Annotated in this window: 18 protein-coding genes; 10 read left to right on the top strand and 8 right to left on the bottom strand. The window is 63.0% G+C overall.

Annotation, left to right across the window (positions count from 1 at the left end; translation table 11 throughout):
* Nucleotides 1-3: 3 nt before the first annotated feature.
* A complete protein-coding gene (locus Cth01_RS14715; RefSeq protein WP_045839559.1) occupies nt 4-1,146 on the bottom strand; it encodes a PQQ-dependent sugar dehydrogenase in 1,143 nt (380 codons plus the stop codon).
* A 188-nt stretch (nt 1,147-1,334) separates the two neighbouring features.
* Between Cth01_RS14715 and Cth01_RS14710 the strand changes: the two genes are divergently transcribed.
* Nucleotides 1,335-2,039: a YebC/PmpR family DNA-binding transcriptional regulator gene (locus Cth01_RS14710; protein WP_003053809.1), complete on the top strand. Its 705-nt coding sequence runs from the start codon at nt 1,335-1,337 to the stop codon at nt 2,037-2,039.
* Between the two features lie 131 nt (nt 2,040-2,170).
* Nucleotides 2,171-4,045 (top strand): hypothetical protein, encoded by a 1,875-nt coding sequence (locus Cth01_RS14705; RefSeq protein ID WP_233425179.1) that lies wholly within the window; start codon nt 2,171-2,173, stop codon nt 4,043-4,045.
* 42 nt (nt 4,046-4,087) lie between these two features.
* Here the strand turns inward: Cth01_RS14705 and Cth01_RS14700 are convergent, their stop codons facing one another.
* Complete coding sequence (locus Cth01_RS14700; RefSeq protein ID WP_045839557.1) at nt 4,088-5,047, bottom strand: NAD-dependent epimerase/dehydratase family protein; 960 nt, start codon at nt 5,045-5,047, stop codon at nt 4,088-4,090.
* A 109-nt stretch (nt 5,048-5,156) separates the two neighbouring features.
* Between Cth01_RS14700 and Cth01_RS14695 the strand changes: the two genes are divergently transcribed.
* A complete protein-coding gene (locus Cth01_RS14695) occupies nt 5,157-5,606 on the top strand; it encodes a MerR family transcriptional regulator (RefSeq protein WP_045839623.1) in 450 nt (149 codons plus the stop codon).
* On the opposite strand, the gene Cth01_RS14690 is transcribed toward Cth01_RS14695, so the two are convergent.
* Nucleotides 5,591-6,277 carry a type 1 glutamine amidotransferase domain-containing protein gene (locus Cth01_RS14690; protein WP_045839556.1) on the bottom strand — a complete coding sequence of 229 codons (687 nt, stop codon included), beginning with the start codon at nt 6,275-6,277 and terminating at the stop codon, nt 5,591-5,593. The genes Cth01_RS14695 and Cth01_RS14690 overlap by 16 nt on opposite strands.
* 292 nt (nt 6,278-6,569) lie before the next feature.
* Here Cth01_RS14690 and Cth01_RS14685 point away from each other — a divergent pair, with 292 nt between their 5' ends.
* Nucleotides 6,570-7,370: a MetQ/NlpA family ABC transporter substrate-binding protein gene (locus tag Cth01_RS14685; protein WP_045839555.1), complete on the top strand. Its 801-nt coding sequence runs from the start codon at nt 6,570-6,572 to the stop codon at nt 7,368-7,370.
* Between the two features lie 4 nt (nt 7,371-7,374).
* Nucleotides 7,375-8,478, top strand: a complete 1,104-nt coding sequence (locus Cth01_RS14680) for a DUF6817 domain-containing protein (RefSeq protein ID WP_045839554.1) — start codon at nt 7,375-7,377, stop codon at nt 8,476-8,478.
* A 118-nt stretch (nt 8,479-8,596) separates the two neighbouring features.
* On the opposite strand, the gene upp is transcribed toward Cth01_RS14680, so the two are convergent.
* The 5 genes from upp to Cth01_RS14655 form a co-directional block, all read right to left on the bottom strand.
* Nucleotides 8,597-9,229, bottom strand: coding sequence for a uracil phosphoribosyltransferase (gene upp / locus Cth01_RS14675; RefSeq protein ID WP_003062768.1), 633 nt, complete (start codon nt 9,227-9,229; stop codon nt 8,597-8,599).
* Nucleotides 9,230-9,340: 111 nt separating this feature from the next.
* Nucleotides 9,341-10,315, bottom strand: coding sequence for a threo-3-hydroxy-L-aspartate ammonia-lyase (locus Cth01_RS14670; RefSeq protein ID WP_045839553.1), 975 nt, complete (start codon nt 10,313-10,315; stop codon nt 9,341-9,343).
* A gap of 182 nt (nt 10,316-10,497) precedes the next feature.
* The gene (locus Cth01_RS14665; protein ID WP_045839552.1) at nt 10,498-11,394 is read right to left on the bottom strand and encodes an enoyl-CoA hydratase-related protein; all 897 of its coding nucleotides are present in this window, start codon (nt 11,392-11,394) and stop codon (nt 10,498-10,500) included.
* A gap of 174 nt (nt 11,395-11,568) precedes the next feature.
* Nucleotides 11,569-13,143, bottom strand: coding sequence for a methyl-accepting chemotaxis protein (locus Cth01_RS14660; protein ID WP_045839551.1), 1,575 nt, complete (start codon nt 13,141-13,143; stop codon nt 11,569-11,571).
* A 254-nt stretch (nt 13,144-13,397) separates the two neighbouring features.
* Nucleotides 13,398-14,933: a helicase HerA-like C-terminal domain-containing protein gene (locus Cth01_RS14655; RefSeq protein WP_045839550.1), complete on the bottom strand. Its 1,536-nt coding sequence runs from the start codon at nt 14,931-14,933 to the stop codon at nt 13,398-13,400.
* 81 nt (nt 14,934-15,014) lie between these two features.
* Here Cth01_RS14655 and Cth01_RS14650 point away from each other — a divergent pair, with 81 nt between their 5' ends.
* The 5 genes from Cth01_RS14650 (at nt 15,015) to rlmH (ending at nt 19,353) form a co-directional block, all read left to right on the top strand.
* A complete protein-coding gene (locus Cth01_RS14650; RefSeq protein WP_003053891.1) occupies nt 15,015-15,734 on the top strand; it encodes a YebC/PmpR family DNA-binding transcriptional regulator in 720 nt (239 codons plus the stop codon).
* Entirely contained in the window at nt 15,731-17,023 is a 1,293-nt protein-coding gene (purD, locus tag Cth01_RS14645) for a phosphoribosylamine--glycine ligase (RefSeq protein WP_045839549.1), read from the top strand. The genes Cth01_RS14650 and purD overlap by 4 nt, the downstream gene beginning before the upstream one ends.
* Complete coding sequence (gene hemF, locus Cth01_RS14640) at nt 17,023-17,976, top strand: oxygen-dependent coproporphyrinogen oxidase (protein ID WP_045839548.1); 954 nt, start codon at nt 17,023-17,025, stop codon at nt 17,974-17,976. Before purD ends, hemF begins: the two co-directional genes overlap by 1 nt.
* A gap of 249 nt (nt 17,977-18,225) precedes the next feature.
* Nucleotides 18,226-18,885 (top strand): ribosome silencing factor, encoded by a 660-nt coding sequence (rsfS, locus tag Cth01_RS14635; RefSeq protein WP_045839547.1) that lies wholly within the window; start codon nt 18,226-18,228, stop codon nt 18,883-18,885.
* Nucleotides 18,886-19,353 (top strand): 23S rRNA (pseudouridine(1915)-N(3))-methyltransferase RlmH, encoded by a 468-nt coding sequence (rlmH, locus tag Cth01_RS14630; protein WP_003053899.1) that lies wholly within the window; start codon nt 18,886-18,888, stop codon nt 19,351-19,353.
* Nucleotides 19,354-19,390: the final 37 nt, after the last annotated feature.

Raw genomic sequence — 19,390 nt, 5'->3', positions numbered from 1 at the left:
AGCTCAAGGCGTTGCCAGCACGCGCATCAATTGCCCATTGGATGAATCGGTGAGCAGATACAGCAGACCGTCCGGACCCTGGCGCACATCGCGTACGCGCTGGCCCAGGCGCGGCAGCAGCACTTCGGTGGCGGTGACCCTGCCATCGGCAATCTGCAGGCGCTGCAGCTGCATGGCCTTGAGCGCACCAGTGATGAAGGAGCCTTTCCAGGCCACGCCATAGCGCTCGCTGCTCAGATAGGCGAGCCCCGAGGTGGCAATCGACGGTACCCAGTAATGCCGGGGTTGCTCCATGCCTGTTTTTTCGGTGATGCCGGCACCAATCTTGCCGCCGCCATAGTTTTCGCCATAGGTAATGACGGGCCAGCCGTAATTCTTGCCTGGCTCGATGCGGTTGAGTTCATCGCCGCCCTGCGGGCCATGCTCTGTCATCCAGAGTTCGTCATCCGGCCCCAGTGCGGCGCCCTGGCTGTTGCGGTGGCCATAGCTCCAGATCTCGGCCAGCGTATCGGGCCTGCCCGCAAAGGGGTTGTCGCGAGGCACGCTGCCATCCTTGTTGACGCGCACGATCTTGCCCAGATGGGTCTGCAGGTTCTGGGCCTCCTGCATGGCCTTGTAGCGCTCGCCCAGGCTCAGAAACAGCGAGCCGTCGGGCTTGCCGTTCACCTTGCGCTCCACTATGCGGCAGCCGAAGTGCAGGGCCGAATCGATCTTGGGGCGCTGGCTGAACAGAATCTGCACGTTTTCCAGGGCGCTGGCGTCGGCTGAGAGTCGGGCTTTGGCCATGGCCGTGCTGTTCTTGCCCCGGTCCGCTCCCTGACCCGGTTCCGAGAAGCAGAAATAGAGCTGGCGGTTGCTGGCAAAGTCGCTGTCCAGCACCACGTCCAGCAGGCCGCCTTGCCCGGCTGCGGCAATGGCGGGAAGACCTTTGAGAGGGGCGTTGAGCCTGCCCCCGGCTTCCACAATGCGCATGCGGCCGGGGCGCTCCGTGACCAGATAGCGTCCGTCCGGCAAAAAGGCCAGTGCCCATGGGTGCTCCAGCCCTGTTGCCACGGTTTGCGTGCCCAGCTCGGCGGCCGCCAGGGCCTGCGAGCCGAGCAGGGCCAGCACGCTGCAGGTGAGGGCGTGAATGGTGATGCGGTGCATTTTTTTCCTCCTAGGTGGGCGGTCAGCCGCTTGCTGTTTGCCTGTATTTATGACCCGGACTTGATGCAGTTTGCCGACAAAAGATTGCGCGCAGGTGTATAAATCCGGCTTTTGCTCGCCGATGTTTTGGCGGGCGGCTTGCGTGTGCATAGCGCGGGTTTTGACAACATTCAACAAGGAACGCAGCCATGGGCGCGCAATGGAAAGCAAAGGGCAAGGCGCTGGTCGCCGATGCCAAGGGTAAGCTGTTTGGCAAGCTGGTCAAGGAAATCATGGTTGCAGCCCGTCTGGGCGGCGGCGACCCTGCTGCCAATTCGCGCCTGCGCATGGCGGTGGAAGCGGCCCGCAAGGCTTCCATGCCCAAGGACACGCTGGATCGCGCCATCAAGAAGGGCGCTGGCGTTGGCGCCGATGCCGTGAACTATTCCAGCGTGCTGTTTGAGGGCTATGCCCCTCATCGCGTGCCCGTGATGGTGGAATGTCTGACCGACAATCCCAATCGCACGGCTCCCAATATGCGTGTCTGCTTCCGCAAGGGCCAGATGAGCGCCGTGGCCTGGGATTTTGACCATGTGGGCATGATCGAAGGCGAGCCTGAAAACGGTGCCGACGTCGAAATGGCCGCCATCGAAGCCGGCGCGCAAGACTTCGAAGCTGGTGAAGAAGAAGGTACCACCCTGTTCATTACCGATATTGCCGATCTGGATGCAGTGAGCAAGGCTCTGCCCGCGCAAGGCATCAAGGTGCTGTCGGTCAAGCTGGGCTACAAGGCCAAGAACCCCATCAGCATGAGCAGCCTGTCTGCCGAGCAGCAGGAAGAAGTGCAGGAATTCCTGGCCGGTCTGGAAAACGACGACGACGTGCAGCATGTCTACGCAGGTCTGGTGGACTGAAGTCATCGCAGCATGGCAAAACGAGCGGCCCCGAGGGCCGCTCTTTTTTTGCCCCGAGTCGTCCCGGGCCAGCGGCCCGGCTGCCGCTTTCTATACTGCAAGCCTGCTGAACTGTCTTGTGGATCGACTTCATGGTTTTTTTACCTCGCATTCCCGCGCCTGTTTCCCTGACCGCGATGGCGGTGGCCTTGTTGCTGGCGGGCCCTGCGCCGCAGGCGGCCGAGCCTGAAAGGCAGACGGGGGTTGCGCGACAGGCGGATTCGCCTGCCGAACAGGATTCGCCTTTTTTCAGGCTGCGCCGTGCCGTGGTTGAGGCGGCACAGGGCAGGCGCTGGGACGATGCCGTTGCCCAGGCGCGCAAGCTGCTGGACATGACGCTGCCGCGCGGCAATCCTTACGAGCAGCTCGATGCCTCCGGTTTGCTCTACGCCTTGCTCTATCAGCAAGGGCAGTACGCGCAGGCCGTGTTGCAGACCGACCGGATGATGGCTCTGGCCGCGGCCGAGGGCTACGACCCGGTCAGCGGTCAGATGCAGGCGCTGATACAGCGCGGTCTGACGGCCGCCATGATGGCCGGCGATCAGGGCGCACTGGCTCGCTATCTGCAGGCGCTCAAGCAGGAGTCCAAGGCTTTTGAGCCGCTGTGGCAGTGGAATACAGCAGACCAGCAGCTGCACTACCAGGCCGCTCAACTGACAGTGCCGCTGGTGCAGGGGCGCTGGGTACTGGTCCAGCTGGAGCCGGCCCGGGATCGCAAGGATGTCGCGAGCCTGGAGTACGTCTATCTGAAGCCCGATGGCAGGCGCCTGCGGGTCCGCATGCGGCTCGGTTATGACGATAGTCTGAAAGACATGGATGCTGCAGCCAGGCAGCAGTTGCTGAAGCAGGAGCGCGGCAGTTTGGCTGGCGAGCAGACGCCCGAGCCTGCGCTCAGGCTGCCGGCCCTGCCGTTCGGCGATGCCGTGCAAAGCCAGCACGCCAGCCGCGAGAAAAGAGCAGAGGGGAGGCCCGACGTCCTGCACCTGGACTGGGGTCTGGTGCGCGGCAACTGGAATCTGAACCTGCATGCCGAGCAAATGGACAGCGAGCGTGATAGCGCGCTGCAGCAGCTGCCCCAGCTCTGGCAGGCCATGCAATGGCCCAAAGCGCCCGAGCTGCCGCCTGAGCTGCCGCGCCAGGAGCGCGAGGTGAGCCACGCCTGGCGGGGCGATGACGACTGGCCCAGGGCCGGTCAACTGGCCCGCGCGGCCTTGGCCGATGCCCAGTTTCCCGCCGAGCTGGCACGCCTGAATACGGTGGCGGGCATCTCGGCCTTCAAGGCCGGTCAGCAAGCCGAGGCTGGCCGCTATCTGGATCAGGCACTGCAGGCCTGGCCCTATGTCAGCCTGTTCAGGCTGGAGTCCGAACTGGTGGACCTGGCGCAGCAATATGGGGCCGAGCTGGCAGCGCAGCAGGGTCGCGACGGCGATGCCGCGCGGCTGATGCGCCAGTACCTGCGCAATGCTGGCGGGCTGCAGAACATCTGGGTGCAGGCCAGTGACCCGCAGGTGGCCGATCTGGAAAATCGGCGCACCGGCATGGTGCTGCCCATGCGTGCGGCGGGCTTTCATCTGCAGGAGCCACGGGACTCGCAGCGCATGATGTACCGCGATCTGATGACCGGGCAGCAACTGGGCCTGACCACGGGGCTGAAGATCCCCGAGTCCGACGAAGCACAGGAAAAGCTGCTGCGCATCGCGCTGGAAAAGCAGTTCCGCCTGAAGGCGGGGAGCTTGAAGAAGCGTAGCTTCACTGCGCAGACGCGCTCCAGGGACCGCCGGCCTGAAGGCCGCGAATGGACGTTTGAAGTGAGCCCGCAGGAGAGCAGGCCGGGCGTAGCTCCCGTCAAGCGCGTCGTCTTCTGGATCGTTGACCAGGGCGCAAGCCGCGCCATCCTGCGCGCCTCGGTGGCGAGTCCGCGCGAGCAAACCCGGGCCGAGCAGCTGGCCCAGGCGCTGAGCTGGTAGCCTTTTAGCTATTAATGCTTATTTGATAGCTGCTTTCGCAAGCTAGGTAAGGGATTGCTGCTGATTTTGCTGAATTTCATCGGCAATCAGCGCCAGCCCCTGCTGGTAGCTGGTCACGGAAAACCCCGGAAATGCCTGCTTGAACTTGCTGGAGTCAAACAGATTGTCGTGGGCATAGCGGGGCAGCAGCTCTCGCAGCTCTGCCACGGGTTTGGAGATCAGGCCGGCTGCGCTCAGTGTCCAGCGGGGCAGCAGGTGGTGGCGGGAAGACCGGGAAGAGCGGCCAAAGCTCTGGCTGGCCCAGTCGATCAGTTGCTTGTAGCTGGGACGCTCATCGTCGCAAGGCAGATGCCAGGTCTGGCCATAAGCATCGGGCGTGTTGCCCAGCAAGGCCAGTGAGCGGCTGGCATCGGGCGTCCAGATCAGGGTGCGCAGACGGTCGTCACGCACGGGGGCCAGCGGTGTCTTGCCGGCCTTGAGCCTGTCAATTACCAAGGTGTTGGTGATGCTCTGCGTCTGCGCCGGGCCGTAGAACTCGGGTGCGCGCGCGATCAGCACGGGAATCTCGCTGCGCGCCATCTCGGACAGCACCATCTCGGCCATGGCGGCGCGCACCCGGCCTTTGCGTCCCACAGGGGCAAACGCCGTCTGCTCGGTCTGCAGTTGCGCGTTCTGCGGGTACATATAGGTGTTGTCGAAGTAGACAAATGGAGCGCCTGCAGCGCGGCTGGCCGCCAGGGCGTTGTGCAGCATGGTCGGAAACTGCTGCTCCCAGAGTTGCGTATCGGGAGGCAGGCCTGCGGTGAAATACACCACGCTGCTGCCCTGAACGGCCCTGGCAGTCTGCTTGGTATCGAGCAGATCGGCGGCTTCGAGCAGGTCGGTGTCATGTACCTTGCGCGGGTTGCGGCTCACCAGCTTGAGCTCATCGCTGTAGTTGCGCTTGAGTTCGCGCGCCAGCTCGGTGGCGATCTGCCCGTTGGCGCCCAATATGGTCTGCATTCCTGCTCCTAGATGAATAGCTTCACCAGCCTTGATGGCCGGGAATAACGCTAGCGTAAGCTTGAAGCGTGGTTCAAGGTCAAGCGCGGATTGCGCGAGAATGGCGGACATGAGGATCGGAGAACTCGCCCAGCGCACAGGTCTTGCCGCATCGCGCATTCGCTTTTACGAACGCATCGGTTTGCTGAGCGCTGCCCAGCGCCAAGCCAACGGCTATCGCAGCTATCCCGAGGAGGCGGTGCTGGCGCTCAGGTTGATTGCCACGGCGCAGCGGGCCGGCTTCAGCCTGCAGGAGCTGCGCCAGTTGCTGCCCGACGATCTCAAGCAGTGGCAGCATGACGAGTTGCTGGCCACACTGCATCGCAAGCTGCAGAGCATCGATCTGATGCTGGCACAGCTGACGCAAAATCGAGCCGAACTGGGCGAGCTGATCGCCCAGATCGAGGCCAGACCCGAAGACATGGACTGCGCTGGCAATGCAAGGCGCGTGCTGTCGCAGATGCGCTTGCTGGGGCGGGACGGGGAGGCGACGGGCCGGCCCGCTCAGCCCAGCAACTGAGCCACTTGCAGGGCAGTGGCCCGGGCCGACTGCGGGTTCTGCCCCGTCACCAGCCTGCCGTCCGTCACGACCTTGGAGACAAAGGGCAGCCAGGCTTTCTCATACCGGGCACCGCGCTGGCGCATCAACGCTTCGGCGTTGTATGGCACTTGGCCGGCCACGCCGGCCAGCCTTTCTTCCAGCCAGGAAAAACCAGTCAGCCGGCGCCCGGCGACCAGCAGCGAGCCATCGGACAGACGGGTTTCGAGCAAACCGCAATAACCGTGGCAGACCGAGGCAACGACGCCACCGCGCTCATGCATGTCGCGCGTGATGCGCTGCAGCCCCTGAGAGGGTGGAAAGTCCCACATCACGGCATGGCCGCCAGTGAAATAAATGGCATCAAAGTCTCGCGCATCCACGGCATCAGGCGCAGCCGTGTTGGAGAGCAGGGCCATGCGCGTTGCATCCAGCAGCCATGACTTGGCCGTGGCATCCCGGTTCGGCCATTTCAGCGAGCGCGGCTCCAGCGGCGAGCGGCCGCCCAGCGGGCTGACCAGTTGCTGCGCATAACCCCGCCGGGCAAAGACTTCCCAGGCATGGCTGAGCTCCGACAGCCATAGTCCGGTGGGCTCGGCAGGGTCATCGTAATGGGCGACGTTGCTGACGACGTGAAGAATGCGACGAGGCATGGGGCGTCTCCTGTGGCGCCCAACTTAAGCTTGAAGTGCAGTTCAATGTCAAGCATGCGATGTACTTGAGGTATTCCTGTTTTGATAGCTTTCATCGCTTTATGAGTAAGAGATTCGGCTGTTTTTATTGATATTTTCCGAGCTGCGCTGCCAGCCATTCCGCTTTGTGATGGGGGTGGGCTCCAGCCTGGCTGTTGTGGCGGGCTTTATGCGTTAAGTTTCAAGCTGCTGTCCCTGAGTGTGCACATGCTCGGCGGACCTGAGTTTCCCGGATTTGTCTTGAAAGGTGCCCATGGTGCACAAGCGCTCTCTCGTAAAAGCCCTGGCGGTTGCCGCCTTCGTACCTGCCGCATTGCTGGCCCAGGCCCAGGATCTGGCCGTGACCGTTGGCGTGACGGCCGGTCCCCACGCCCAGATTGCCGAAGTGGCCAAGCAGGTTGCAGCCAGGCAGGGCCTGAAGGTCAGGTTGGTGGAGTTTGGCGACTTCATCCAGCCCAATGCGGCGCTGTCCACCGGCGATCTCGACGCCAATATCTATCAGCACCAGCCCTTCCTCGATGCCCAGAACAAGGATCGTGGCTACAAGCTGGTGCCCGTAGCCAAGGCCGTGAACCAGCAAATGGGCGTGTACTCCAGAAAGGTCAGAAAGCTGGCCGATCTCAAGAGCGGCGCGCGTGTGGGTATTCCCAACGATCCCACCAATGGCTCGCGTGCTCTGATGGTGCTGGCCAAGCAAGGATTGATCACGCTCAAGGCCGATGCCGGTGCGCGGGCTTCGGTGCTGGACATCACGGCCAATCCCAGAAAGCTCAGGTTTGTCGAGCTCGAAGCCGCCCAGCTGGCCCGCGCCCTCGATGATCTGGATGCCGCGGCTGTCAATAGCAGCTATGCCGTGGCAGCCGGTCTGTCCCCCCAGGGCGATTCGCTGGCGCTGGAAGATGTGAACACGCCTTATGTGACCGTGCTCATCGTCACGCGCGTCGGTCATGAAAACAGCAAAGGCCTGCAGGCCTTTGTGAAGGCCTACCAGTCACCCGAGGTCAAGGCCTTTGTGGAAAAGACCTTCAAGGGTGCTTACACAACCGCATGGTGACCGCATGAATCAGCCCTGGAATCAACTGGATGCGCCGCTGTTCGAGCGCGCCAAGGCCTTGCTGGACGAGGAGTGGCTGAGCCGTGACGCCGATCTGGCGCCGCTGCTGCCCGTGGTACTGGAGCGCGGCGTGGGCCAGGATTGGCACAAGGCCGGTACTTTTCGCCACCATCTGGCAGGCGTGGCGCGCTCTCTGGCGCTATGGCAGCAGCCCAGGGAGGTGCGCCAGCTGGGTCTGCTGCACAGTGTCTACGGCAATGCCTTTGTCGATCTGGTCAAGTTCGATGCCGGCAACGAGCGCGATCAGCTCAAGCGCCTGGTCGGGGAGCAGGCCGAGCATCTGGTCTATCTGTTTTGCACCATGAGCCGCACCCAGTTCGTGCAAAAGCTGCTGGCTGGCAAGCTGGGGGCCGACGGCAGCCTGCAGATCGAGCGCACCGGCCCCGAGCCGCGCGAGACCATCAGGCTCGCAGCCTATGAAGTGGCTGTGTTCGCGATCGTCAGCATGGCCGACAGCATGGAGCAGTGGTTCAGCTGGCAGGAAGACATCTATTCGCGTTTCCCTTCCGTGGACCACAGTCGCCAGCAGGCCGTGCACTGGGCGGCGTCGCTGTGGCCCGGCCCCATGCGCCCCAGCAGCCGCATGCTCAGCCAGATCAGCGGCCTGGCCCAGGCGCTGCAGCATCCTGCGCTCAAGACTCAGCTGCCGCTGCCGCCCGTGTTTGCGAACTGCAGCCAGCTGCTGAGCGCGGGCAACGAGGCTGCGGCCGTGGCACTGTACTGGTCGGTGATTCAGCTCGATCAGCCGCTGGTCGATCTGGACGCTGCCACCGCCACGCTGGAGCAGGCCGTGGTCCTCAACCCCTGGGTGGGCGAGCCGCAGATGGTGCTGGCCCAGCTCTATCTGAGCGCGGGCCGCAGCGCCGATGCTGCTAGAGCCGCCGAGAGCGCGCTGCAGTGCTTTTGCACCTGGGGCAATGCCTGGGACAAGCGCGTGCAGTGGGATGCCTGGATTGCCTGGACGCGTATCTTGCTGCAGTCGGCCCGGCAGGACAGCTGGCCTGCACGGCTGGACAAGCTCAACAATATGGCGCTGAATCAGGCCTGAGCTGGATCTGAAATTGATAGCTGCCAGCGCTTGATAGATAAGCTCTGCAGGCTGTTCTGAGCATGAAAAAAGCCCCAGGACCTTGCGCCTGGGGCTTTTTGTTGGCAAGCAGCCGTGCTTACTTGGTGCCGAAGATACGGTCGCCCGCATCACCCAGGCCGGGCAGGATGTAGCCATGGCTGTCCAGCTCGCGGTCCACGGCGGCGGTGTAGATGTCCACATCGGGGTGGGCGGCCTGCATGGTCTTCACGCCTTCGGGGGCGGCCAGCAGGCACATGAACTTGATGGACTTGGGCGCGCTCTTGTCCTTGAGCTGCTGCACGGCCGCCACGGCCGAGTTGCCGGTGGCCAGCATGGGGTCGACCACGATCACGTCGCGCTCGCCCATGTTCTCGGGCATCTTGTAGTAGTACTCGACGGGCTTGAGGGTCTCGGGGTCGCGGAACAGGCCGATGTGACCGATACGGGCACCGGGCACCACGTTGAGCATGCCGTCCAGGAAGCCGTTGCCTGCGCGCAGGATGGAGACCAGCGCCAGCTTTTTGCCGTCGATGACCTTGCCCATGGTCTTTTCCATGGGGGTTTCGATCTCGACATCCTGCAGCGGGAAGTCGCGCGTCAGCTCATAGGCCATCAGCGTGGACAGCTCGCCCAGCATGCGGCGAAAGCTGTTGGTCGATGCTTCCTTGCGGCGCATCAGTGTCAGTTTGTGCTGGACCAGGGGGTGGTCGATCAAATGCAAAGTGCTCATGTTCTTGGTCTTTGTGGTGAAGGCAGGCAGGCCCGCTTGTGGCGGGCTCGTGCTTGCAAAATTGAGATCAGGCGGATGCGGGCCGGGCCGCAACGGACGCTATTTTCGCTGTCACTCGGACAGCAGGCTGGCAAAACGCTCTAAATCCACATTGCCGCCACTGATCACAATGCCCACGCGCTTGCCCTTGAGCGGCAAACCGCCGTGGATGGCGGCTGCCAGAGACAGCGATCCCGTGGGCTCGACCACGATTTTCATGCGCTCGGCATAAAAGCGCATGGCCTGGACCAATTGCTCGTCGTTGACGGTAAGAACCTCGTTCACTCGCTGCTGGATGATGGCAAAGGTCAGATCGCCCGGCGCCTGGGTCTGAGCACCGTCGGCAATGGTGCGCGGCGTAGCTATCTTGACGATATGGCCGGCGCGCAGCGACTGCTGCACATCGTTGCCGGCTTCGGGCTCGACGCCGATCACCTTGCATTGCGGAGCCAGGGCGTTGGCGGCCAGCAGACTGCCCGAGAGCAGACCGCCGCCGCCCAGGCAGACAAACAGATAGTCCAGATCCGGTACTTCTTCCAGCAGCTCCTTGACGGCCGTGCCCTGGCCGGCAATCACGTCGCGGTGGTTGTAGGGCGGGATCAGCGTCATACCGCGCTCGGTCGCCAGCTTGTCGGCGATGGCTTCGCGGTCTTCGGTGAAGCGGTTGTAGGTGACGACCTGGGCGCCATAGCCGCGCGTGGCCGCCATCTTGGAGGCCGGTGCATCCTCGGGCATGACGATCAGGGCAGGCATGTCCAGCAACTGCGCTGCCTGGGCAATGGCCTGGGCATGGTTGCCTGAGGAAAAGGCCAGGGCACCGCCCTTGCGCTTCTCGGGCGTGAACTGTGCCAGAGCGTTGTAGGCGCCGCGAAACTTGAAAGCACCTATGCGCTGCAGGTTCTCGCACTTGAAGAACAGGCGCGCGCCCAGCTGTTCGTCCATGGTGCGGCTGGTCAGTACCGGCGTGCGGTGGGCTACGCCCTGCAGGCGCTGGGCAGCGGCCACGACATCGTCATAAGTGGGCAGGGGGGCGGTATTTGTGCTCATGGCAAGACAGGCTGGGGTGGTGACTGATCCATGATAGCGGGGCATGGTCCACTTCAACCCGAATTGCTGCGTTGCAGCTCATCGACACTTCGATGGTGTGCTGCAGCGCATCGAAAAGATAGGCAAACAAGAGTAGGGGTAGCATGCGGCCCTTTTTTTGAAAAGGGCTGGTTGCTATCTAATCAGGAGCGATTGCCCGCTTGGGGCAGCGCTGGTGCAAACGCCTGCAGCGGCTCCAGCGGGGGGAAGTCGCCGGCGCGCTTGGCCTGCATGGCACTCACGGCCTCCATGACATGGCGGTTGCTCCAGATACCGCTCTGCACCCAGCCCATTTGCTGCAGCGAGTCGCTCACGCTGTGGTCGCGCGCGTAATTGATCACCTGCTTGCTGCCCCAGATGGCCACGGGCGGCTTGGCCGCAATTTCGCGCGCGCAGGCGAGAGCTGCTGTGACGGTAGCTTCGGGCGTGTCGTAGACGGCGTTGACCAGACCGTGGCTGGCGGCCTCCTGTGCAGTCATGCGGCGGCCGGTGTAGGCCAGCTCCTTGACGATGCCCAGCGGCATCAGCTTGGGCAGGCGCTGCAGGCTGCCCAGGTCGGCGGTCATGCCGATATTGATCTCCTGCACGCAGAAAAAGGACTCGGCGCTGGCATAGCGTATGCAGGCAGTGGCCACCAGATCCAGCCCACCACCCACGCAGGCGCCCTGAATGGCACAGATCACGGGCATGCGCAGGGCTTCGATCTTGTTGAAGGTGGACTGCAACTGGGCCAGGGTGTCGATGATGGCTGCGCGGCCCTCGGGCGTGCGGTCGTTGGGCGCAAAGTCGGGGTCGGCAAAGGTCTCGAGTGCCATGCCGGCGCAAAAATGCTTGCCCGTGCTGCTGATCACCAGCGCGCGCGACTGGCCGCTGCGCTGCAGTGTGTCCAGCACCAGGTCCAGCTCCTGCCAGAACCTGGGATTCAGGGTGTTGAAGGCATCGGGGCGGTTGAGCACCAGATGGGCGATATGGTCGACCAGGTCCAGGCGAAAGCTGCTCAGACCGGCGGTCAGCAAGGTGTCGTCAGAGGTATGGGGCATGCCGGCATGGTGTCTTGCTGCGTAGGCCGCGCCAGTCACACTTGCGACTGCAGACAGAAAAACCGGTCTGGGTCAAACCTGCGGTGCCAGCCGTTCCCTCCTGGGTGCAATGGAGCGGCTGGCAGAGAAGCTGGTGAAAAGGCAGATGCTGTGTTCCAGCAACTTCAACCAGGATCAGGCAGTCAGGGCCGGCGCTCTGTCTGCGGTATGGACCTTGAACACGGCCACCATGCCGGTCAGGCGCTGGGCCTGGTCGCTCAGAGAGACGGCGGCAGCCGTGGATTCCTCGACCAGGGCTGCATTTTGCTGCGTCATCTGATCCAGGTTGGTCACGGCCTGGTTGACCTGGCTGATACCGTCATGCTGTTCCGTGGCCGAGGCACTGATCTCGCCAATCATGTCCGAGACCTTGCTGACGCTGCTGACGATTTCTTCCATCACGCGGCCTGCCTGGGAGACCTGGTCTGCGCCTTCCTGGGCGGCGTCCACGGAGGTGGTGATGAGCGCCTTGATCTCCTTGGCGGCCTCGGCACTGCGGTGGGCCAGGGCGCGCACCTCGCCGGCGACCACGGCAAAGCCTCGGCCTTGCTCGCCGGCGCGCGCGGCTTCGACAGCCGCGTTGAGGGCCAGGATATTGGTCTGGAAGGCGATGGAGTCGATCACGCCGATGATGTCGGAGATTCGGTGCGCGCTGTCGCTGATGCGTCCCATGCTGCTGACCACGGACTGCACCACATGGCCGCCACGCTGGGCCACCTGTGCGGCATTGCCTGCCAGATGGTTGGCCTGGCGCGCGGTGTCCGAGGCCTGGGCGACGGTGGCGGTCAGCTGCTCCATGCTGGCTGCGGTTTCCTCAAGATTGGCGGCGGTCTGCTCGGTGCGTGCGGACAGATCGTGGTTGCCGGTGGCGATTTCGGCCGAGGCGGTGCTGATGGAGTGCACGCTGGTGCGTACATCGGCCACCAGGCTGCGCAGTTGGGCAGCCATGGTCGAGACGGAGCTCAGCAGGTGGCCGAACTCGTCATGGCGGTCGTTGCCTGCGGTGACCGTGAGATCGCCCTGTGCAATGGCCTGGGTCAGCTCCACGGCTTCGTTCAGAGGCTGGGTGATGGAGCGGGTGAGGGCCAGCGCCAGGCCCAGAGCGGCCGTCAGCACCAGGGCCTGAGCCACCCAGGACAGCCAGATCGCTTTTTGCTGATCTTGCTGCAACTGAAGGCTGGCGGCGTCGCGCTGATGCTCCTGCAGCTTCACAAAGTCCTGCAGCGAATCGGCGTAGCGGCCAATGGCACCCAGATATTGCTGGCGGATGAAGTCGCGCATGGCTTCGATATCGCCGGTCAGCTTGATCTCGCGCGCCTGCTTGTTCAGCGCCAGAACCTCGGCACGCACGGCTGCGATCTTTTGCAGGGCGGCCTTGTCGGCATCGCTTTGAGCCAGTTTGATGACCTGTGCCTGCAGCGCCCCATTGACGGCCACGCCTTCGCTGACACGCTCGTCCATGCGCTGGGTCAGCGCCTCGTCGGTGGTCATATTGCTGGTGAGCACGCGCTCGCCCGTGGTCTCGGTCGCACCTTTCCACTGCAGGGCGAGGTTGATGCGATTGTCATAGTCGGCCAGGGTCTGCATGCCGGTCTGCAGGGCCTGGGTGGACGAGTGCTGGTTCCAGAGCGAGACGGCCAGCATCATGGTCAGAAGCCCGCCCAAAGTGCACCACAGCTTGGTGGAGACACGCCATTGATTGAATTGCATTGGCTGAAAATATTGCAAAAGCACTGCCTGGCCGGAGCGAACTGGTGGTCTGCGGCAAGACCGGGCAGCGTGGTTAGCGTAGAGAAAGAAGCGGCTGTGCAGGCACAGCACCGTTCCAGGAGACTGGCGGCAGGCACCAGGAGCTGGATTTATTATGTATCGACATAATGAGTGCGGCCTTGAGGATTTTCTCTGCTGCGGCCATGAAAAAGGCCTGCTGAAGCAGGCCTTGGGAGCGGGGCGTGGTTTAGCGCTCAGCGTTTCTTGTTGCCCAGAATGCCGCCCAACACGCCGCGCAGGATTTCCTTGCCCAGGCTGTTGCCCACGGTGCGCACCGTGGACTTGGCCATGGTCTGCACCAGGCCGTCGTGCTGGCCGCCGCGCGGGCCGGTGCGACCGAACAGCAGCTCCTTGAGTCCGTCCATCATGGAGTCTGTGGCGCTGGCTTGCTGGGTCGAGCCTGCCGCAGCGGCAGCGGCAGGGGCGTCACCGGGCTTGGCAGGCGTGGCGCTCGCAGTGCGGTCGCGCAATATCTCGAAGGCGGATTCGCGGTCTACGGCTTTCTCGTAGACACCAGCGACCAGGGAGCCATCGATCAGCGCCTTGCGCTGCTCGGCCGTGATGGGGCCGAGCTGGCTGCCGGGCGGGATCACGAACACGCGCTCGGTTACGCTGGGGCGGCCTTTTTCGTCGAGGAAGCTGACCAGGGCCTCGCCCACGGCCAGCTCGGTGATGGCTGCGGCAATGTCCAGGCCGGGATTGGGGCGCATGGTGGAGGCTGCCGAGGCCACGGCCTTCTGGTCGCGCGGGGTGAAGGCGCGCAAGGCATGCTGCACGCGGTTGCCCAGCTGCCCAAGCACGCTGTCGGGAACGTCCAGCGGGTTCTGGGTGACGAAGTACACGCCCACGCCCTTGGAGCGCACCAGGCGCACGACCAGCTCGATGCGCTCGATCAGTACCTTGGGCGCATCGTTGAACAGCAGGTGAGCCTCGTCAAAGAAAAACACCAGCTTGGGCTTCTCGGGGTCGCCGATTTCCGGCAATTGCTCGAACAGCTCGGACAGAAGCCAGAGCAAAAAAGTCGAGTACAGGCGCGGCGCGTTCATCAGCTTGTCCGCCGCCAGCACATTGACCACGCCCATGCCGTTGGCGTCGGTCTGCATCAGATCGTTGATGTCGAGCATGGGCTCGCCAAAGAACTTGTCGCCGCCCTGGCTTTCGATGGTCAGCAGTCCGCGCTGTATGGCTCCCACGCTGGCCGAGCTGATGTTGCCGTACTGGGTGGTGAACTGCTTGGCGTTGTCGCCCACGAAGTTCAGCATGGCGCGCAGATCCTTGAGGTCCAGCAGCAGCATGCCGTTGTCGTCGGCGATCTTGAACACCAGATTGAGCACGCCCATCTGGGTCTCGTTCAGATTCAGCATGCGGCCTATGAGCAGAGGGCCCATGTCCGAGATGGTGGCGCGCACGGGATGGCCCTGCTCGCCGAACACATCCCACAGCGTGGCGGGGCAGGCCAGGGGCCGGGGCAGGTCCAGGCCGCGCTCCTTGAGCGAGGCGGCCAGCTTGTCGCCTATCTTGCCGGCCTGGCTGATACCGCTCAGGTCTCCTTTGACGTCGGCCATGAAGACCGGCACGCCTATCTGCGAGAAGCTTTCGGCCAGTTTTTGCAGCGTGACGGTCTTGCCGGTGCCGGTGGCACCGGTGATCAGGCCATGCCGATTGGCCAGTCCGGGCAGCAGTACACATTCTGTGGCAGAGTGCTGGGCAATCAAAAGGGGTGAAGCCATTTCGGGTTTCCTCTGGGGGGGGCATGCAGTCAAAAGTAAAATCGCTCCCGCTAGGTTAAATCAAATATCAAAGGATTCCCTGTGGCAGGACACAGCAAATGGGCCAACATCCAGCACCGCAAGGGTCGTCAGGATGAAAAACGTGGCCGCATCTGGACGCGCATCATTCGTGAAATCATGGTCGCAGCCCGCCAAGGCGGCGGCGATCTGAGCGCCAACCCGCGTCTGCGTCTGGCGGTGGACAAGGCCAAGGCCGCCAATATGCCGGCCGACAATATCAAGCGCAATATCGACAAGGCCACGGGTAACCTCGACGGCGTGACCTACGAGGAAATCCGTTACGAAGGCTATGGCATCGGCGGCGCGGCCATCATTGTGGACACAATGACGGACAATCGCGTACGTACGGTGGCCGATGTTCGCCATGCATTCAGCAAGTACGGTGGCAATATGGGCACCGAAGGCTCGGTGGCCTTCCAGTTCAAGCATGTGGGGCAGATCATGTTCGCCCCCGGCACGGACGAAGAAAAAGTCATGGAGATCGCGCTGGAGGCCGGTGCCGACGATGTGATTACCGATGACGAAGGTGGCATCGAGGTGCTGACGGCCCCCGGCGACTTTGAAGCCGTGCGTGACGCACTGCAGGCCGCCGGCTTTACCGCCGACATGGCCGAGGTGACCATGCGCCCCGAAAATACAATCGCTCTCGAAGGCGATGATGCAGCTCGCATGCAGAAGCTGCTGGACATGATTGAAGACTTGGATGACGTTCAGGACGTCTACCACAACGCAGAACTATGAAAATTCTTGTGATTGGCGGCGGTGGCCGTGAGCACGCTCTGGCGTGGAAGTTGGCCGAATCGCCCAAGGCGACCAAGGTCTATGTGGCTCCCGGTAACGGTGGCACTGCCCTGGCTGGCGGCAAGCTGGAGAACCTCGACATCACCGATGTGAAGGCTCTGCGCGAATGGGCCCAGGCGGAAAAGATTGCCGTGACCGTCGTGGGGCCCGAGGCTCCGCTGGCGGCTGGCGTGGTCGATGAGTTCCGAGCCCACGGACTCAAGGTCTTCGGCCCGACCAAGATGGCAGCCCAGCTGGAGTCGTCCAAGGCCTTTTCCAAGGACTTCATGGCGCGCCACAGCATCCCCACGGCGCAATATGAAACCTTCACCGACCCGGTTGCTGCCCATGCCTATGTGGATCGCCTCGGTGCGCCCATTGTCATCAAGGCCGACGGCCTGGCTGCAGGCAAGGGCGTGGTGGTTGCCATGTCGCTGCAGGAGGCCCATGACGCCGTGGACTTCATGCTGGTGGACAACAAATACGGTGTGCAGCACAACGAAGGCGGTGCACGCGTCGTGATCGAGGAATTCCTCGACGGCGAGGAAGCCAGCTTCATCGTGCTGTGCGACGGCAAGAACGTGCTGGCACTGGCGACCAGCCAGGACCACAAGCGTCTCAAGGATGGCGACCAGGGCCCCAACACCGGCGGCATGGGCGCTTATTCGCCGGCCCCTGTGGTGACCGCCGATGTGCATGCCCGCGCCATGCGCGAAATCATTCTGCCCACCATCCGTGGCATGGAAAAAGACGGTGTGCCCTATACCGGCTTCCTGTACGCAGGTCTGATGATCGACAAGGCAGGTCACCCCAAGACGCTGGAGTTCAACTGCCGCATGGGCGATCCGGAAACCCAGCCCATCATGATGCGTCTCAAGAGCGATCTGGTGGATGTGATGCTGGCAGCCTGCGAAGGCAGGCTCGACCAGCTGGAGCTGCAGTGGGACCGCCGTACCGCATTGGGCGTGGTCATGGCTGCTGCCGGCTACCCCGAAGACCCGCGCAAGGGCGATGTCATCACCGGTCTGCCCGCCGCAGCCGACGATGCCATGGTCTTCCATGCAGGCACCCAGCTGGGCGATGACGGCCAGCCCGTGACCAGCGGTGGCCGTGTGCTCTGCGTGACCGTGTTGGCCGACAGTGTCAAGCAGGCGCAGCAGAAGGTGTATGACGTGGCACGTGGCATCCATTTCGATGGTGCCCAGTATCGTCGCGACATCGGCTTCCGTGCCGTCAAGAAGGCCGACTGATGAGCCAGACATCCTCATCTTCTGTGGCTGATCAGCTGCCTGCGGCCGAGGTGCGTGAGTACCTCATGGGTCTGCAGACCCGCATCACCGAGGCGCTGGAAGCCATCGAAGGCGAGGGTGGTGCGCGTTTCCTGGCCGACGCCTGGCACAAGGAGCCGGGCGAAAAGCTGCAAGGCAACGGTGTCACCAAGATCATGGAGGGCGGGCGCGTGTTCGAGCGCGCAGGCTGCGGTTTCTCGCATGTGCGCGGGCCGCAACTGCCGCCCTCGGCCACACAGCATCGGCCCGAACTGGCCGGTGCGCCGTTCGAGGCCATGGGCGTGTCGCTGGTATTTCATCCGCGCAGTCCCTTGGTGCCAACGGTGCACATGAATGTGCGCATGATTTCGGCCGGCCATGAGGGGCAGCCCAAGACCTGCTGGTTTGGCGGCGGCATGGATTTGACGCCGGTCTACGGCTTCGAGGAAGACGCCGTGCATTTCCATCAGATCTGCCGTGATGCGCTGGCGCCATTTGGCGATCAGCTCTATCCGCGTTTCAAGCAATGGTGCGACGAGTACTTCTTCCTCAAGCATCGCAACGAGCAGCGCGGCATTGGCGGCATCTTCTTCGATGATTTCAGCGAACTGGGCCAGCAACAGAGCTTTGCCATGCTGCGCTCGGTGGGCGATGCCTTTTTGAAGGCCTATCTGCCCATCGTGGAGCGCCGCCGGAATGCGGATTACACGCAGCAGCAGGTGGATTTCCAGCGCTACCGCCGTGGTCGCTATGTAGAATTCAACCTGGTCTGGGACCGCGGCACGCATTTCGGCCTGCAGTCCGGCGGCCGCACCGAATCCATTCTGCTGTCCATGCCGCCTCATGCGGACTGGAGCTATCAGCGCGAGGATGCACCGGGTACCCCTGAGCGTGATCTGCTCGAGAAATTCCTGATTCGCCGTGACTGGCTCTGAGGCACAGGCCTTTGTCCAACAGGCCGGATTCCCCTGCTGATCGGGCATAAAGCCCTGTCAGCAGGGAAATTTTTAGAAAACTATAATTTCCATAGCTGGATGCGCGCTATCGACTGGCGCGTCAACCTTTTTCAATGCGTGAAGAGCGCAGGTCTTAGAGGCCTGAACGCAGACGCTAACCCAACCCTGATACGGGTGTGGCGCAGCACACGCTATATTGATCCCATCATTTACTGATTCCATCGCCTGATGACCACCTCCACCAAATCGGATTCCGCAGCCAAGCGCGACGTCACCAAACTCCAGCGAGCCATTGTTGACGGCCTCGAAGACGTCAAGGCCCACGACATCCAGGTGTTCAACACCGAAGCACTGTCCCCGCTGTTCGAGCGCGTGATCGTGGCTTCGGGTACTTCCAACCGCCAGACCAAGGCACTTGCCTCCAGCGTGCGCGAAGCCGTCAAGGAAGCAGGTTTTCCCGTGCCCCGCCAGGAAGGTGAGCAAAACGGCGAATGGATCATCGTGGACTGCGGCTCGGTTGTATGCCACATCATGCAGCCGGCCATCCGCCAGTACTACCGCCTGGAAGAAATCTGGGGCGAGACACCGGTGCGTATGAAGATCGGTGCCGCCAAGCCCAAGCCCGCAGAAGTGGCCGCCAAGAAACTGGCTGCCAAGCTGGCCGTGGAAAAGGCAGCAGCGGAAAACACCGTGGTCGAGAAAAAGCCTGCTGCCAAGAAGGCTGCGGCCAAGAAACCCGCAGCCAAGCCTGCAGCCAAGAAGCCTGCTGCCAAGTCCGCAGCCACCAAGACGGTCAAGACCGTGGTCGTCAAGCCCAGCACGCCCCGTACGGCCAAGCCGGTTGCGGCCAAGCCCGCAGCCAAGCGTGCTCCCCGCGCCAAGGCCTAAATGAAGCTGACCATCGTGGCTGTAGGCCTGCATGTGCCCGACTGGGCGCAGACGGCCTACGACGATTACGCCAAGCGCTTTCCGCCCGAACTCAAGGTCGAACTCAAGGCCGTCAAGACCGAGCCGCGCGGCTCCAAGACGCTGGAGACCCTGTATGCGGCAGAGCGCAAGCGTATCGAAGCCGCCATTCCCAGAGGCACCCGCATCGTGGTGCTCGACGAGCGCGGCACGAATCTGACCACCAAGGCGCTGGCCCAGCGTCTCAAGGGCTGGCAGCTCGAGAGCGATGATGTGGCCCTGGTCATCGGCGGCCCCGACGGGCTGGACCCCGAGTTCAAGGCAGCGGCACACGAGCGCATCCGCCTCTCCGATCTGACCCTGCCGCATGCCATGGTGCGCGTGCTGCTGATCGAGCAGCTCTACCGCGCCTGGTCGGTCAATGCCGGCCATCCCTACCATCGCGAATAAGCGCTTGTGATCGGACTCTGCGTGCAATTTCGCGCAG

It is taken from the genome of Comamonas thiooxydans (assembly GCF_000964545.1).
GTDB classification, from domain to species: Bacteria; Pseudomonadota; Gammaproteobacteria; order Burkholderiales; family Burkholderiaceae_C; genus Comamonas; species Comamonas thiooxydans.
The sequence above is the reverse complement of the archived record's forward strand: the minus strand, read 5'-3'. Positions and strand labels throughout refer to the sequence as shown.